The organism is Winslowiella arboricola (assembly GCF_025527015.1).
Classification (GTDB): domain Bacteria; phylum Pseudomonadota; class Gammaproteobacteria; order Enterobacterales; family Enterobacteriaceae; genus Erwinia; species Erwinia arboricola.
This window is the reverse complement of the sequence record NZ_JAODIM010000041.1, coordinates 235,515-248,825: the sequence shown is the minus strand read 5'-3', so window position 1 is coordinate 248,825 and position 13,311 is coordinate 235,515. Positions and strand designations below refer to the sequence as shown.

The following is a 13,311-nucleotide window of genomic DNA, read 5'->3' as shown; positions in this document are numbered from 1 at the left end:
CCATGCAGGAGATAAGGCGGAAGACGCAGCATTTGCACTTATAACCTGCATCAGACGCCTTCCCACTTCCTTTGACTGTGGATACTATGAGTTATGACTGAACCTGACCTCAATTTACTGATCGCGCTTGATGTACTGCTTGCCGAAGGAAGTGTGGCGGGTGCTGCGCGTCGTCTGAACTTAAGCGCCTCGGCGATGAGCCGCACGCTGAGCCGCCTGCGCGCGGTGACCAATGACCCGATACTGGTGCGGGCAGGGCGTAATATGGTACTGACGCCCTATGCGGAACAGATACGCGAACGCACGCAAAATACCGTTTTCGCCGCACGCGCTATCCTGCGTCCCGCGGCGTCAGAACTGAATATAGCCACGTTGCAGCGAACCTTTACCATTCGCGCTAACGATGGTTTTGTTGAGGCGTTTGGCGCGGCGCTGATTGCCGCTGCGGCAAACGAGGCTCCTTTGGTGCGTCTGCGCTTTGCGCCAAAATCAGAAAAAAGTTCCAGACATTTACGTGAAGGGCTGGTCGATCTTGAGGTGGGTGTATTAAGCGATATGGGGCCGGAAATACGCTTACAGGCGCTGTTCCGCGACCGTTTTGTCGCAGTGGTAAGAAAGGATCATCCACTGGCGCGGGAAGCGAAGGTGTCCGCCAGCCAGTATGTCTCTTACGGGCATGTTGTCGCTTCTCGCCATGAAACGCTGAACGGACCTGTCGATGAAGCACTGGCTGAAATCGGCTTAGAACGTAATATCGCCGCCGCGGTGCCGAGCTTTCCGGCGGCGCTGGCGGTAGCTCAGGCATCCGATCTGGTCGCGCTGGTGCCTGCATCATTCCTTAACCATCAACGTATTGTTGAGGGTGCTGCCGCCACACTCAGGGCTTTTGAACTTCCGGTCAAAACCAGCGGCATCACCATTTCACAGATGTGGCATCCGCGTTCAGAGGTCGATGCGGCCCACCGCTGGCTGCGACAATTAGTGCTGAGCGTCTGCCGCCAGCGGGTGGCGGAGTGATGGTTCGATGCTCTTAGTGTTCTGTAGTAGCTGAAAGTAGTGGAAAAAATGATCTTTTTTGCCACATGATATGTATATCAAATATCATTCGGAGGGCATACCTATGACTCGTATTGTTATCGATCTATCTGAAGAGGATCTGCGTCAGCTGGATAACTTAAAGGCCATTCGCGATGTTTCGAGGGCTGAGTTAATCAGACAGGCTATGGCAGCTTTTCTGGATAGAAATCGTGTGGGCGGTAATAGCAATGCATTTGGCCTGTGGGGAAATAAAAAAGTTGATGGAGTCATTTATGAAAATCAGATGCGCGAGGAGTGGGAATGATTGCGCAACTGGCTTTGTTTGACACTAATATCCTGATTGATTGACTGAGCGGTATTCCTCAGGCAAAAAACACGCTAGAGAAATATAGCTACAGACCCGCTATCAGCGTTATTACGTGGATGGAGGTAATGGTGGGCGCAAAAAAAATGACGGAAGAGCAAGAAGTCCAGACTCGTCAGTTTTTAGCGCAATTTCTGTTACTACCGGTGACTGATGCTGTATCGGAGCGCGCAGTCACTATACGCCATGAGAATAGCGTAAAATTACCTGATGCTATTATATGGGCAACCGCTCAGGTAAATTTCAGGACGTTAATTTCGCGCAATCCAAAAGATTTTGGCACCGAATCTGGCGTTATCATGCCTTACCAACTTTAGGCATGTTTTTCTATGTTGCTAATAAAGTAACAGCCAATATCTTCTGTAATCTCCATCCTGCGAGTTAACAGGAGATCGGCAAAGGCCATCTCCTGTAACTTAACTAATCATCACCACCCATAATATTGCACCGGGTAGCGGTTGCCATCGATCTGCAGATCACGCCATTGTTTCTCAACCGTATTCAGCTTGCCATCCTCTATCGCCTTGCCAGTTAATTGAGCACTATCGCGCAGCGAAATATGTGCAACGGTACGCCAGCTGCCATTCTCTATGCTGAATATATCAATCTTATTCTGGTCGCGGTCATATATCAGCACTTCCGCGATACCATCATTGTTCATATCCATCGACCACGCGAGACAGAATGATGACGCAGCCATGCAGGTACGCACTGCATAACTGTTTTCCGGCAGGCTTTGCCACCAGCTCTCCGGCGGTACGCGGCTGCCTTTCCGCACATGAATATGCTGGCGCAAAGTCTCCGGGGTTAGCGCTGATGCTTCATCGCGACCATTTTCGGTCAGCATCGATGCCAGGGTGCTGCGAAGTTGCGCTGGCTTATTCAGCCATTGCGGATGTTGCTGCAATGTCCGCAGTGCCTGATTGCCACGTCGGCCTGCGGAGCTGAACATATAGAGATCGAGATAGTCAGCGCGGTTCTGGCCCTGTTCCAGCCGTGAGAGCTGACTGTTAACCGCAATCCGGTACGGATCAATAACCGGGGTGTGCAGCAGCAGCCATAGCAGCGCTATCAATCCGAGGATCGCGGTAGTGAGCCGATCAATTTGCGGTACAACATCACGCCATCCATGGCGTAGCATCCAGACGGCACCCAACGTCCAGATGACTATCACGCTGATTGCCACGGCGGCATTGACGCGATCCATGCTCCAACCATATTCCGCTATTCTCAGTCCTAACGCATAGGCCGCCAGCAGGGAAAAAATCGGCGTCAGAAGCTGCGCCACCACCACCAGCTTATGTATCCAGTTGGGGTAACGCAGCGTGGACGTGCCAGTTGTACCGACCATGGCGCTGATTACCATCATCATTAGCGCCAAAATACTGAGCAACGTGGCGGCAGACACATTTTTGGGAATAATCGATAGTCCGGTAAACGGCAAAAAGGCGATGAACAGCAGTGAAATCGCGGCAAACAGTGGCAGAGTCACCGTTGCCAGCAGCGTGAGAAAGCGTCTGAAAATAGCGCTGGCGGCAGGCAGGCTGCGACACAGGGCAATACCCGTCGCGATAACGGTGCCGGTGGCAATCGGTGGAAAGAAGCTGTTGCGGAAAAAGAGCTCATCGAACAATCCGATGCCAATCAGGCTGAATAATTTGCTCCAGAACAGCAGCAGCAGCCAGAACAATCCCGTCAGTAATACCGTGGCCGTAACGGTGAAACTGTTTTGCCACAGTGCAGCGACGACCGCCGTGGCATAACTCTCCTGTTGCGGATTGCTGCGGGCCTGCAATAGCGGCAACAGCAGAAATAGCCAGAAGATAGCGACCACAAAGATCTGGTCCGGGAACGCGCCTTTATCAGTATCAGCAAAGTGCCAGCATAGCCAGCCCGTCATCAGCGCGAGAAAAGGCAGTACCACCAGCGCCTGAAGCCAGGGGGCGGGTGAGCGAAAGCGCGTTACGGTAAATGCCAGAACCCCAGCAAAACCTGTCAGCAAAACCTGCAGATACAGAGTCAGGACAGCGTTGGGTTGCAGATACCCCAGAGCCGCCCAGAATGCGCCGCTAAGCAAGCCGGTAACCATAATGCCCTTGCGTACAGGCGGAGTCAGTGAAGAGGTGACAAACATAAAACAGTCCCTTGTTAAACCAGTTATGGATGATTATGGCGGCAAAAAAAAATATTAAAAGATAATATTACCCATTATTGAAAAACGGAGATTTGTGATCGAACGCGTTTTATATAAATGCGTATTTACGCTATAAAACAGATACAGGGCATGAAGCCCGAGATAATGAGAAGGAATCTCCAATGTCACTATCTTCTACTGCGTTACAGTTTCCCTTTACGCTTTATCAGACTAAGAATCAATTTGATGATTACGATGCTAATGATATGAGGTATGGTGATTTAAGTGAAAATTGTCTGAAAGGCTACTTTGGTTTAAAAACCATCGTCGAAGGCGTCGATCCGTGGAACAGTGAGGTTGCGAAATATCCGCTTGGTAACTACGCTTTCGCCCGCCCGGTAATCATTCATCAACCAACCAGTCACGATAAAATCGCAAAACTATTATTTGACCATTTCAGAAGTCATTCCTGGCCAGTCTCTTTTATGGGCAATCGACGACTGTTTATTGATTTAGTTAATCATATGCAACGATGTACAGGGAACCCATTTCATTCGCGCGATCTGGATATGGCTTACTATTTACATATTCTTAATGATAAAACAGAGCGTAGTTCATTCTCTGCAATTGAAAGGGTGTTAAATGCGAATATTGATTGGGATAATAAATGCTATCCTGATGCGGCAAAAGAAGAGTTTAAAAACATATTAATGGATACGGTTCTACCTAAATTCAATCGATGGCAGGATAAGTACAATGGACTAAGTGTTTCGATTCATGATGTCTTCGCCACTCAGATAACTATTGAATCTTTATATATTGATGGGGCGCGCTTTCGGGCAAAAGTACATTATAAAGGACAGGACCATTTTGGTCTGGATAATCAAGATATAATGAATCTTCGTTTTCATCATATTCCTGTTTTCCGTATCTGGTTTGTTTTGCAACGTTGGGAGAAGTTTGGCTACAGACCTTTTATGACCAATATGTCAGCCACTCTGGATATCACTGGAGAACGAACCAGATGAAATATTTATTTAAAATATTAATTGTATTGTTGTTAATTGTGCTTTTATATTTACTGTGGAAGATCTCTCGCCCGGTAGAAATCGTTGCTATACATTATGAGAATGCTTCCAGCGACATCCTGGTAAAAAACTTTCCGTTAACCATTAATAGACAGATAGCGTGGTGGCAGGAAAACAAAACAATGCTGAAAGAAAAATATGGCCTGCCGCAACTGGACACGAATGGGCTTCGGTGGATATCTTTCTGGAACTTTGGCGAAGGTTATCAGATAGAAAAACCGGAGGATACTTTCTTCCCCAGTAAGGATACCTCTTATCTGCTCTGTTTTGATGATATGAAGGTGGCAGAAAGGTGTATTGTAAAAGATCGCCAGATGCATATAAGCATCACTCGAGATGGTGTAGTGCTTATCTACTTCGGCAGAAAAGTCTTTATTGAACGGCCAAATGGCGAGATTGTCCGGGGTAAAGACCTCTGAAATGACAAAATCATTCGCCAGCGCACCGCCGGACATAAAGCGGTGATTTCATCACTCCCATTAGCAATCATTAACTTTTATACTTGTGACACATATTGAAATGAGTTAGTTTTCCCGAAGTGCATTTTACCCGATGAATGGCGGGTTACGGATAAATTATACGTGATGCTTTACCAGCAAACTGCTGGCTTAGGTACGCTGATAACCCAATCACAAGGAAAAATAATGGCTCTGCCTGGCTCAAATCCCGAAAAAAGCATGATGGATTACGATTTCGCGCATCTCTTTGGTCAGGGAGCGCCTGATTTTGATTTCAAAAGGCTGGGTGCATCAATGGATTGTACTCGCGAGTTCTATCAGGCAGGGATTATCTATGCTGATGGTCCCCATAAATATCTGGTGAGGCCAGGCTACAGGCATCCGAACGGACAGAGTGGTGTTGTCACGCATGTGATTGTCACCAAAACCCCGCCGCAAGGTTCACAAAACAGCGTTGGAAAAACGCTCTCCGAAGCCGTTTCTGCTACCTCGTTAGGCACCGAGATTGCCTCCACGGTGCTCTCTTGCGGCGCAATGCTCATTACCGCTGGTGTGGCGATTGCGGCCGGTGCGGCAACACCGATCACCGCTGGAGCCAGTGGCGCACTGGTCGCGCTGGGATATGCGGGCGCTGCCGCCACCGGTTTGCAATGTATTAATGGTATGTACCGCCTTTATGATATTGGGGAAACCAGTGGGGAAAATGTTGCATGGCTGGACTCGCAAAACTGGTATGTGACAACATCGACTGCTCTTGACCTGATTTCTCTTGCCAGCGCCGCTGGTGCTTTGAAAGAAGCAGTTGCTACTTATCGCGCGATGAAATCCGTATCGTCGTTAAAAGTGACCGAGTGGCTGAAAAATTATCCACGACAGGATCGCGCGCGACTGACTGAATTAATTATTCGGGTACAAAATCCTGGCATTACGGCTAAAGAAATTAAGATAGCGCTGCGCGCTGGCCTCTACCCGAAACGTTTTCCCATTGAGCCGATTCAGCACGAGCTAAGAAAACAACTTGCCGCAGTGGTCACCAGTGCAGCATCCGTAGCCGGAAGCGCGGTCAGTGGCGTTATTGCCGCCCCCGGCAATATCCCCAAATCAGGGCGCTATATTTTTGGCACCATCCAATCTCTCGCGGTAATTTAATGCAATTGTTAGCTTTTTTAGCCGGTTCCCGTTTTTATAAATTGCTGCAGCATGGCAGAGAAACCGAGCAAATTATTGCGCGTAACGACGATAGTTTGTTGCAGCACTCGACGATTGAACTGGAGCGTTATTTTGATAACCCTCCTGCGCAGTTGCCACGGCAGAACGCCTTTTCACTGGCACTCGCCTTGTTGTGTTTTTTGGTGGTATTTGTGCTGAATCTGCTGATGCTGCTGCATATCTTGCCCGATCAACAGCCACAGGTCAGAGCGCTCTGCTTTTTCCTGCCATCAATACTGTTTCTTATCAGCATCCTGTCGGCAAGCTACCAGACTTCCCGTGGTTACCTTCGCGGTCTGAACCTGTTTTTCGCGCTGCATGGCCTGTTGTTTATTGCGACGATTGCGCAGTTAATGTTGGCGATGCTGGCCGGCGATAGTCGCCATGCGGTTATGATGGTAGTTGCGCTGGCGGCGGCGCTGTTATGTCGTCGGCTGATAAACAGTCAGTCATTTATCCTGTTTGTGCTCTGGTGCCGGTCACAGCGAATTGCCAGCCTTGCTCGTGAAATAAGGTCTGAAAATAATAACCTCAGATAAATATTTATAACGGCAAAGTGGCGTTTAAGCTGTCTGAAAAGCGATGTGGATCGCTAAAATCTTGCCTGAGTGGATCTTTCAAATGGTCCACTTATCAGCCAGATTAGAGATCATCATTGTCAGCCGGGAGAACAGTAATGACATCAGTTACCAATCAATATGGCCAGCCGGTGGGCGCGGATCTGCCAGACTGGACGCCGCGCTCATTGCCACCACGTATCATTCTTGACGGGCAATATTGCCGTCTTGAACCGATCGATGTGGATAAACATGCCGCCGATCTCTATGCCGCTTTTGCGCTGGCGCCAGATGGTCGTGACTGGACATATATGTTTGCCGAGCCGTTTAGCGACTTCGACAGTTATCTGCACCATGCGCAGTCAATGGCGGCCAGTCAGGATCCGTTGCATTTTGCGGTTATCGATAAAACCACCGATCGCGCGGTTGGCACGCTATCACTGATGCGTATCGATCCCCAGCACGGCGCAATAGAGGTGGGACATGTGGCGTTTTCGCCGCTGCTAAAGCAGACGGCAATGGCCACCGAAGCCCATTATCTGCTGATGAAACTGGCCTTTGATCAACTGGGCTATCGTCGCTATGAATGGAAATGCGACAGCTGCAATCTGCCATCGCGAAAAGCGGCTCTGCGCCTGGGGTTTCAGTTTGAAGGGCTGTTTCGTCAGGCGCTGGTGTATAAAGGGCGCACGCGCGACACCTGCTGGTTTTCGATTATCGATGGCGAATGGCCGGTGGTAAAACAGGCGCTGGAGTCGTGGCTGGATCGTCGCAATTTTGATAGCGAAGGGCAGCAGATTCAGTCGTTGCAGAGTTTGCGCCAGGGTTGAAGGTATTTTATCCCCTGTAGAGGATATTTTTGTATTATCCGTTATAGAGGATAAAACTTGTTTTATCCGCTATGGGGGATATACTGAAAATATCCGCCCGGGAGGATAAAATGAAGATAACTTCGGCAAAAATGCTGGCAAGTGCGCTGCGTAACGAGCGTAAAAAGCGTCATCAGAGTCAGAAAAAGACCGCTGAAACTATCGGCTTAAAGCAGTCGACGGTATCTGGATTTGAAAACTATCCAGATGGAACCCGCCTGGAAACCTTATTTAAGCTGCTGGCCGCATTAGATTTAGAGCTGCAGATTGCTCCACGCAACAGTAAAGAGGGTGATACGACCTCCTGGGATCAGGAGTGGTAAGCGATGGATAAATTAATTGTCGCATTAAATGGTATCACCGTGGGAGTGCTGGAGAAGGCCGCTGGCGGAGAAATGTCATTTATCTATGATGCCGACTGGCTTGAACGTACTGGCGCCCGTGCGATTTCTCTTTCATTGCCTCTTCAGGTAGCAAAATTTCGTGGCCATGTGGTTTACAATTTTTTTGATAATCTGCTTCCTGATAACGAACAAATTCGCCGTCGTATCCAGTCCCGCTTCAAGATTCCAACCCGACAACCTTTTGATTTGCTCTCCCGTATAGGCAGTGATTGTGTTGGCGCCGTCCAGCTTTATTCTGAAGGAAGCGAGATTGCACCAGTCACCAGCATCAATGCTGAGCCACTAAGTGATAAAGAGGTTGAGCAGCTACTCCAGGGTTATAAAGACGCGCCCTTAGGCATGGAAGAAGGTATTGATGATTTTCGCATTTCTCTGGCGGGAGCGCAGGAGAAAACCGCACTACTCTGGTATCAGAATCGGTGGCAGCGGCCACAGGGCAGCACGCCAACCAGCCATATTATTAAACTACCGATCGGTTATATCGCGAATAACGGTATTGATCTCAGTGAAAGTGTAGAAAATGAGTGGTTGTGTTTAAAAATCGCCCAGGCCTATGGGCTACCCGCCGCCTGTTCTGATATGGCGCGCTTTGGTGAGCAGAAAGTTCTGGTCGTTGAACGCTTTGATCGTCGCTGGTCACAAGACGACAGTTGGCTGATGCGCTTGCCACAGGAAGATTTTTGTCAGGCGTTAGGTGTGGCGCCCGCATTAAAATATGAATCTGATGGTGGCCCGGGCATTGCGGATGGCATGAAGCTGTTACTGGGGTCGCAGCATCCGGTGCAGGATCGGGACACTTTTTTTAAGAGTCAAATACTGTTCTGGATGCTGGCTGCTATAGATGGACACGCAAAAAACTTTAGCCTCTTTATTGAGCCGGGAAGTGCTTACCGTATGACACCGCTGTATGACGTGATGTCTGCGTTCCCATTGATGAATCCAAAAGGTATAGCGGTTAAAAAAGCCAAAATGGCCATGGCGATGCTTGGTCGCAATCGTCATTTTCACTGGCATACCATTTTGCCACGGCATTTTATCTCAACCGCACAGCAAGTTGATTATCCGGTAAGCAGTGTTGAATTGCTGATGAGTGAAATGAAAAGAAAAACGGCGCAGGTCATTACCGATATGCTGGCGATTCTACCGCACGATTTCCCGGAGAATATCAGTGAGCCGATATTCCAGGGCTTAACCCGGCAGGCAACAAGATTACCCTGACGGCGCAGCTCCTGCGCCGCCAGCCCTTAACCCACTACTGCACCGTTGGCACAATCTTAATATCCACCATACCAATCCCCAGCCGACGCGGATCGTGGCCGGTGATATTACCTTCATTGGATAACAGCGGCTCCGGCGGCACAATCACCAGTGTGTCCACTTTAGCCGGATTGCGGAAGTGCAGGGTGGTGGTGGTGTCCTGCTCGCCCAGATTGAGCTGCTGCTTATCCTCGCCGACGCTAATCGGTATAGGTCGGTGAATATTTGGGCCGATAGCCCGCGCGGTAATCACCAGATCAAAGCTTTCCGGCAGCGGCTCGCTGTACTCTATTTTCACTTCTGCGGCCAGATTGGCATTCGACCAGCGTCCCCACTCTTCCGGGCGTGAAATACCGCTAAACTGTTTTACCGCTTGCGGCGCGCCGGGCAGATTAAAAATAAAGCTGTCGGCCTGATAGCGAATATCGTTATCAAGAATTTTCAGCCGGGCGATATTCTGCGTGAACTGCTTATCGTCGCCTTTTACCGCTTTAAAGTTCACCTTGCCTTTATAGATATCCTCTTTAATCAGCATCACTTCGGGCTGGCTATTAAGCTGTCCGCTGGAGAGACACAACTGATTAGACAGCGCTAAATCGTGCGCCCACATGCGCGCCATCTTGAAGCATTTATCCACCCAGATAAATTTATCATCAGCGGTAAAATCGGCCAGCTGATAGCGCAGTGGCGCGGAGTATTCACCTTCCGGCAGCGGTTCGACTTTTCCGTCGGTGATGCGCAGCAGCAGTGGCAATTTAAAGTTAGCGCCGGAAAAGCTAAAGTCGCCGTTTTTCTGATCGATAACATAGCTGGTTATGGTTTTCGGGAAATTCCACAGCTTTACAATATCTGGTTTCCACTCACTAATTTTTTCTTTCATATTGAGGAAAGAGGAGGAGAGCGACATGCCGGACAGGCTGCTACGTCCGAGACCGATATAGTTATCGCCGCCTAAAATATCCAGTACCGTCGCGCCATTATCCAGCGGGCTGCGTTTTACCGGGATCAGCGCGCTATCCGGTTGATCGCCGCGCACAATAAAGAACAGGTTTTTGCGATCTTGTTTAGTGAGATATTTATAAGCGGTATTGTTCATTGCCAGATGGTCGCTGGAGACCACAATCACGGTATTTTTAAAGTAAGGCGAGGCTTTAATGCGCTCAATCAGTCGGGCAATATGCTCCTGGCTACAGGTTACCGCGCTAAATGATTGATTGGCTTTGCCTTCCATACTGTAGCTTTTACGCTGGCAGCTGCGCGAGATAAAGCCGTCAGGATGGTGGGTATCCACCGTCAGGGTAAAAAGCGCAAAAGGTTTTTTCTGTTGCGACAGTTGGGTAAATTTCTGCCACACCTCATCCAGCACCGTATCGTCGTAATAACCCCAGTTATTACGGTATTTAGCATCATCGACCAGATGTTCCAGCTCCTGCAAACCATACATATTTTTGCTGTCGAAGCCGTGGGATTTCAGAAACAGATCTTTACCGGCAAAGCGCAGATCGGCACCCTGCATAAAATAGTTGTCGTAGCCGGAGGCTTTCAGAATATCGCCAAGACAGATATTTTCCGGATAGAAGCTCGACAGCGCCGCGGAGGCATTGCCACTAAACGGCGCAAATAACGGGATGCCGCACTGGGAAGCGACCATGCCGGCAATGGTATATTCGGTACCGGGCAGTTGTTCCGTCTGACTAAAATCAATTGCATTATCTTTGACCGCGCTTAATTCCGCCGTCAGCCCGGGAAAAGCCTGTTCATCAAAGTAAGTGCGTTCAAGACTTTCCGCATAGATATAGACCAGGTTAGGCTTACTGCCGGTCATGGTTTTATGCGGCACTTTATAGTGGGCGGCGAAATCTGAATCACCCTGTCGCGTCTGGGAGCGCACCAGCTCAAACACCTGCTGAAACGCGGGCGTGGTTTTGATCGAGGCCAGCGCCAGCACCACTGCCATCAGACTATAGCCGATATGGTGTGGATGCTCTTTACGGCGCAGTAATATCCACGACAGCAGGCAAAAAATAAGAAACAGAGCCAGAATCAGACCAATGGCGGGCAGGACATATTTACTGATCCCTGCGCCTTCCATGCTGTTGGTTAAGGTATAGATGACCGCATCGTTAATCCCATCGCCGGTAAAATAGTTACTGGCAAACAGCGTGGCATTCAGCACCACAAATGCGCCTGAGATAATTAAAATAACGCTGAACCAAAATTTATTACGCCCGGCTTTTGTCGCATAAACTACAATAGCAACCAAAAATAAAACAACTGAAAGCAGTTCAGACGACATCAATTCCTCTCTTTATCATTAAGCACTTTCCCTTGCGCTTACCCTCCCGACATGGCAGCGATACCACAGTCCAATTTAGCGCGGCAGCTGCGGGCAGGCAACTGACACTGACAGAAATGCGGGCTGAATCAGAATTGGGCTAAAAAAGCAGCGGGCCAGCAGAGAGAAGAGGCTGACCCGTGGAGGGAAAAGCTTATAACTCGCCGGTCATATACTGGGCAACGCCGTTGCCAAAGCTCCAGTCGCCTTTGCCATTGGTGATAAACGCGATCATCAGATCACTGCCGGCAATACCGCAGCTCTGTTTAAACTCGCGCGCCAGCTCCGCCATAAACAGTTGCTTCTGCTCGTCGCTGCGTGGACTGGTAAATACCCGCACCATCACCAGGTTGTCGGTGCGCTGCAGCCCCAGGCCGGTATCTTCAAATACCATCTGATATCTTTTATTTTCGTGAACAATCTGATAGCGATCGCGTTGCGGTACTTCAAAGGCGGTCAGTACTGCACGGTGCGCAGCATCGAGCAGCGTTTGCAGTTCAGATTCTGAACGGCCCTGGATAACGTCGAACTGTAATAACGGCATAGAAGCTCCTGATGACATTGCTGAAAGGATAATCTGACAGGGATTATCCTGAACCTGCTGGCAGCAAAGAAAAAGCGCTATACTTGAATTGATTATTTACTATTTTGAACAATCCTGATGAAAGAACTGAAAACTGAAGCGTTATGGATGCATCTGCACTGGCTGACGGTGCTGGCGGAGCAGGGCAGTTTTACCCGTGCGGCAGAGCGGCTGGAAGTCAGTAAAGCGGCGATGAGCCAGAAAATAAAACAGCTGGAAGAGATGGCCGGTGTGGCGCTGGTGCAACGCACCACACGCAGCGTGCGACTGACCAGCGCCGGTGAAAAGCTGGTGGACGATCTGCGTGAGCCGTTTTCGCAGATTGCGCAAAGTTTTTATAGCGTGCGTGACTCCAGCGGCCCGTTGCGCGGGCTGGTGCGGGTGACCGCGCCGGTGGCCTTTGCCCGCCAGCAGCTGGTGCCACATATCAGCAGTTTTCTGCGCCAGCACCCGCAGGTGAGGGTGCAGCTGGAAGTCTCCGATCGGCTGGTCTCGCTGGCCAGCGAGGGCTTTGATCTGGCGATCCGCCACAGTAATTCGCTGCCGGAAACCCATGTGGCGCTGCCGCTGTGCGATACGCGCGCGCTGCTGGTGGCCTCGCCGGGCTATATCGCTGCGCATGGCAAACCACAGACGCCGCAACAGCTGCATCAGCATCAGTGTCTCTACTATCCGCGCGGCGTTGAGCTGCCACGCTGGATCTTTGCCCACAGCGCGTCGGCCAGCGAGCAGGTGACGGTCAGCGTCAGCGGCCCTTTTGCGACTAACAACAGCGAATCGATCCGCGATGCGGCGCTGGATGGGCTGGGTATCGCCATGCTGCCGGATTTTAGCGCGCAGGCGGCGCTGGATAACGGCACTCTGCAGGTGATCCTGCCGCAGTGGCAGGCGGTGGGCGCGTTTGCCGATAAGCTGTGGATTGTGCGCCCTTACACCGCGCAGGTGCCGCGCGCAGTCACCGAATTTACCCACTGGCTGCGCGCCGCTTTTCGTCAGAACCAATGAACTACGCTTA

The 13,311-nt window shown here is 50.0% G+C and carries 14 protein-coding genes; 11 read left to right on the top strand and 3 right to left on the bottom strand.

The genetic code is table 11. The annotated features are described in order from the left end of the window. Positions 1-93: 93 nt before the first annotated feature. The 3 genes from N5923_RS12915 to N5923_RS12905 all read left to right on the top strand — a co-directional run bounded on the left by N5923_RS12915 (position 94) and on the right by N5923_RS12905 (position 1,719). Positions 94-1,017, top strand: a complete 924-nt coding sequence (locus N5923_RS12915; protein ID WP_267143021.1) for a LysR family transcriptional regulator — start codon at positions 94-96, stop codon at positions 1,015-1,017. Positions 1,018-1,120: 103 nt separating this feature from the next. Next, the gene (locus N5923_RS12910) at positions 1,121-1,342 is read left to right on the top strand and encodes a ribbon-helix-helix domain-containing protein (protein WP_267143022.1); all 222 of its coding nucleotides are present in this window, start codon (positions 1,121-1,123) and stop codon (positions 1,340-1,342) included. Positions 1,343-1,386: 44 nt separating this feature from the next. Then, positions 1,387-1,719, top strand: coding sequence for a type II toxin-antitoxin system VapC family toxin (locus N5923_RS12905; protein ID WP_267143042.1), 333 nt, complete (start codon positions 1,387-1,389; stop codon positions 1,717-1,719). Positions 1,720-1,829: 110 nt separating this feature from the next. Here the strand turns inward: N5923_RS12905 and N5923_RS12900 are convergent, their stop codons facing one another. Beyond that, a complete protein-coding gene (locus N5923_RS12900; protein WP_267143023.1) occupies positions 1,830-3,536 on the bottom strand; it encodes a DUF4153 domain-containing protein in 1,707 nt (568 codons plus the stop codon). A 182-nt stretch (positions 3,537-3,718) separates the two neighbouring features. Between N5923_RS12900 and N5923_RS12895 the strand changes: the two genes are divergently transcribed. From N5923_RS12895 to N5923_RS12865, 7 genes are all read left to right on the top strand, one after another. Further along, a complete protein-coding gene (locus N5923_RS12895; RefSeq protein WP_267143024.1) occupies positions 3,719-4,564 on the top strand; it encodes a DUF3289 family protein in 846 nt (281 codons plus the stop codon). Continuing rightward, on the top strand, positions 4,561-5,043 hold the full coding sequence (locus tag N5923_RS12890; protein ID WP_267143025.1) for a DUF943 family protein: 483 nt from the start codon (positions 4,561-4,563) through the stop codon (positions 5,041-5,043). The genes N5923_RS12895 and N5923_RS12890 overlap by 4 nt, the downstream gene beginning before the upstream one ends. A gap of 225 nt (positions 5,044-5,268) precedes the next feature. Further along, on the top strand, positions 5,269-6,231 hold the full coding sequence (locus N5923_RS12885; RefSeq protein ID WP_267143026.1) for a hypothetical protein: 963 nt from the start codon (positions 5,269-5,271) through the stop codon (positions 6,229-6,231). Then, the gene (locus tag N5923_RS12880; RefSeq protein ID WP_267143027.1) at positions 6,231-6,830 is read left to right on the top strand and encodes a hypothetical protein; all 600 of its coding nucleotides are present in this window, start codon (positions 6,231-6,233) and stop codon (positions 6,828-6,830) included. The genes N5923_RS12885 and N5923_RS12880 overlap by 1 nt, the downstream gene beginning before the upstream one ends. A 137-nt stretch (positions 6,831-6,967) precedes the next feature. Continuing rightward, positions 6,968-7,678: a GNAT family N-acetyltransferase gene (locus tag N5923_RS12875; RefSeq protein ID WP_267143028.1), complete on the top strand. Its 711-nt coding sequence runs from the start codon at positions 6,968-6,970 to the stop codon at positions 7,676-7,678. 110 nt (positions 7,679-7,788) lie between these two features. Further along, positions 7,789-8,040, top strand: coding sequence for a helix-turn-helix domain-containing protein (locus tag N5923_RS12870; protein WP_323372724.1), 252 nt, complete (start codon positions 7,789-7,791; stop codon positions 8,038-8,040). Positions 8,041-8,043: 3 nt separating this feature from the next. Continuing rightward, positions 8,044-9,339 (top strand): type II toxin-antitoxin system HipA family toxin, encoded by a 1,296-nt coding sequence (locus N5923_RS12865; RefSeq protein ID WP_267143030.1) that lies wholly within the window; start codon positions 8,044-8,046, stop codon positions 9,337-9,339. 34 nt (positions 9,340-9,373) lie between these two features. Here the strand turns inward: N5923_RS12865 and opgB are convergent, their stop codons facing one another. Together opgB and N5923_RS12855 are read right to left on the bottom strand one after the other, a co-directional pair. Further along, a complete protein-coding gene (opgB, locus tag N5923_RS12860; RefSeq protein WP_267143031.1) occupies positions 9,374-11,674 on the bottom strand; it encodes a phosphatidylglycerol--membrane-oligosaccharide glycerophosphotransferase in 2,301 nt (766 codons plus the stop codon). 193 nt (positions 11,675-11,867) lie between these two features. Then, positions 11,868-12,257 carry a tautomerase family protein gene (locus N5923_RS12855; protein WP_267143032.1) on the bottom strand — a complete coding sequence of 130 codons (390 nt, stop codon included), beginning with the start codon at positions 12,255-12,257 and terminating at the stop codon, positions 11,868-11,870. A gap of 117 nt (positions 12,258-12,374) precedes the next feature. On the opposite strand from N5923_RS12855, the gene N5923_RS12850 reads away from it, so the two are divergent. Next, positions 12,375-13,301, top strand: coding sequence for a LysR family transcriptional regulator (locus N5923_RS12850; RefSeq protein ID WP_267143033.1), 927 nt, complete (start codon positions 12,375-12,377; stop codon positions 13,299-13,301). The last annotated feature ends 10 nt before the right edge of the window (positions 13,302-13,311 follow it).